The sequence below is a fragment of the Nakamurella sp. genome (assembly GCF_048594475.1).
GTDB lineage: Bacteria > Actinomycetota > Actinomycetes > Mycobacteriales > Nakamurellaceae > Nakamurella.
Map to the genome: position 1 here is coordinate 1 of NZ_JBMDXT010000550.1, position 2799 is coordinate 2799.

Here is a 2799-nt window from a genome sequence, read left to right on the forward strand (position 1 = left end):
TACAAGGCCATGGGCTTCCCGACCCGGATGTTCACCGTCCTGTTCGCGCTCGGCCGGCTGCCCGGCTGGATCGCCCAGTGGCGCGAGATGATCAACGACCCGGCCACCAAGATCGGCCGGCCGCGCCAGGTCTACACCGGCGACACCGAGCGGGATTACATCCCTTCGGACGAGCGCTGATCGCACTGATCGAGCACTGAACGAGCACTGAACGGGCGCCGACCCGTCCGCCGATGCCCGTCCGGCTTGGCCCGTTTGAGGACCAGGCCGGGCGGGCATCGTCGTCGTGGTGCCCCCGTCCCCGGTGGCGGCACTCCCCGACGACCGCGCCCGATGACAGCGCCCGATGAGACGGCCCGAAGACAGCGAGATGACGACAGCGAGATGACCAAGACCCACGTGCTGTGGTTCCGCCGCGACCTGCGGCTGCAGGATCACCCGGCGCTGGCCGCGGCAGCCGCCGACGGCGCCCGGGTGCTCGGCGTCTTCCTGGCCGACGATGTCCCACTGACCGCCTCCGGCGCACCTCGCCGCGCGTTCCTGGCCGCGGCGCTGGCGGCCTTGAACGAGTCGATGGACGGCCGCCTGCTGGTCGCCCACGGGCGGCCGGCGTCGATGATCCCGCGGATCGCCCGGGCCGTCGGCGCCGAGGCCGTGCATGTCAGCGGCGACTACGGGCCGTACGGCCGGCGGCGCGACGCGGCCGTGGCCGATGCGCTCGCCGCGGCCGGGATCGAGTGGGTGGCGACCGGATCGCCGTACGCCATCAGCCCGGGCCGCGTGCGCAAGGGCGACGGCGGCCGGTTCGCCGTCTTCACCCCCTTCTTCCGGGCCTGGACCCACCACGGCTGGCGTGGACCGGCCACCTCGGGCTCCGGCGTGACCTGGGTCCGGCCGGGCGACGTCGACGGGATCGCCGCACACGACCCGGCCGAGTACGGGCGCGCGGTGCCGTCCGACATGTCGCTGCCCGAGGCCGGCGAGGCGGCCGCCTCGGCCGCGTGGACCGAGTTCCTGGCCGACCGGATCGACGCCTACGACGACGACCGCGACCGGCCGGACCAACCCGGCACCAGCCGGATGTCGGTGCACCTGAAGTGGGGTTGCGTGCACCCGCGCACCCTGCTGGCCGATCTGGCCGGCCGGCGGTCCAGCGGCGCCGCCTCCTACCGCCGCGAGCTGGCCTGGCGGGAGTTCTACGCGGACACCCTCTTTCACCTCCCCGCGTCGGTGTGGACCTCGGTCGACCCGGTCATCCAGGGCATGAAGTGGGATTCCGGGGCGACCGCGGACGAGCGGTTCGAGGCGTGGCGGGCCGGGCGCACCGGGTACCCGTACATCGACGCGGGCATGCGCCAGCTGCTGGCCGAGGGCTGGATGCACAACCGGCTGCGGATGGCGACCGCCTCGTTCCTGATCAAGGACCTGCACCTGCCCTGGCAACGCGGGGCCGAGCACTTCATGGAGCATCTGGTGGACGGCGACTACGCGTCCAACAATCACGGCTGGCAGTGGGTGGCCGGCTCGGGCCCGCAGGCGGCCCCGTTCTTCCGCGTCTTCAATCCCCTGACCCAGGGTGAGAAGTTCGATCCGACCGGCGAGTACGTCCGCGCCTACGTGCCCGAACTGCGCGACATCCCCGGCAAGAAGGTGCACCGGCCGTGGGAGCTGCCGGACGGCGCCCCGGCGGGGTACCCGGACCCGATCGTCGACCACGGGGAGGAACGGGCCGAGGCGCTGCGCCGGTGGGAGAACCGCTGAGGCAGCCCGGCGTGCCCCCTGGCCATCGGCGCTGATCAAAGACCCGAATCAGGCACCGATTTGTCCGATTCAGCGGGCCTTGGATCAGCGCAGCCCCGGGTCGGTCCGATCGAGTGGGTCTTTGATCAGCGCAGCACCCGGGTTCGGTCTGTTGGGCAGCGTCCGCTCAGGCGCTCCGGCCGATGGCCCGGGACAGCGCTCGGCCGAACTGCAGCAGCCGCTGCATCTGGGCCAGCCCGCCGTCGGTGACCGACTTGGAGAACCGGTAGGTCTCCACGTACTGCACCGTGCGGGTCTCGTTCGCCTCCGCCAGTTCGGTGAGTGCCTTCTCGGGCGTCTGGGTCGACAGGTAGAGCATGACCGCGTTCATCGACCGCGACCCGTCGGCCTCGGCCCGGAACCGCTGACGCAGACCCTGGTCGACGATCGCCGTCAGCGGGATGCTGCGCAACGACGAGGAGAACATCAGCGTGTCCGGCCGGTCGTCGTCGACCTCGTCGTCGCCGTGCCACAGGATCAGCCGCCGTCCGTCGGTGACGGCGACCTCCTGCCACAGCGCCTGCCCCCACGGCTGGGCGGACGGGACCAGCTCGCAGGTGAAGGAGCGCACGTCGGCGGGGTCGATGACGCCGCCGAGCTCGTCGAGCGCGGCGTCGGCGTCGCGGATGTAGGCCCGAACGGCGTCCTCCAACCGCAGGTAGGGGGCCCAGTCCTGGGGGTCGTGCGGGCGGGGAGCGATCATCTTCCTCGGACCTCCTGGCCGCTGGCTCTGCCCCGCTGATTGTGCCGGTCCGGTCAGGACGGCGTCGCGCCGCCGTCCCCGACCCGGTCCCGGGTGTCGTAGCGCACCAGCGACCGCCCGACCGCCGCGGCCACCAGGGTCAGCACGATGGTCAGGATGCCGCCGGCGGTCGTGGCGAAGGCCGTCGACGTCGCCGACGCCACCAGGCCGTGGACCAGGTCGGCCACCCGGGGTCCGCCCGCCACCACCACCGTGAACACGCCCTGCATCCGGCCGCGCATGTCGTCGGTCGCGTT

3 protein-coding genes and 1 pseudogene are annotated in these 2799 nt (G+C 72.4%); 2 read left to right on the forward strand and 2 right to left on the reverse strand.

What is annotated here, in order from left to right; genetic code table 11:
• The coding region (locus tag ACOJUF_RS24745; protein WP_420124464.1) for a citrate/2-methylcitrate synthase at positions 1-180 on the forward strand (180 nt) is incomplete at its 5' end.
• A gap of 204 nt (positions 181-384) precedes the next feature.
• Entirely contained in the window at positions 385-1761 is a 1377-nt protein-coding gene (locus tag ACOJUF_RS24750; RefSeq protein ID WP_420124465.1) for a cryptochrome/photolyase family protein, read from the forward strand.
• Positions 1762-1927: 166 nt separating this feature from the next.
• Here the strand turns inward: ACOJUF_RS24750 and ACOJUF_RS24755 are convergent, their stop codons facing one another.
• Complete coding sequence (locus ACOJUF_RS24755; protein ID WP_420124466.1) at positions 1928-2503, reverse strand: hypothetical protein; 576 nt, start codon at positions 2501-2503, stop codon at positions 1928-1930.
• A gap of 53 nt (positions 2504-2556) precedes the next feature.
• Positions 2557-2799 (reverse strand): annotated as a pseudogene (locus ACOJUF_RS24760) (MFS transporter); the annotation flags it as partial.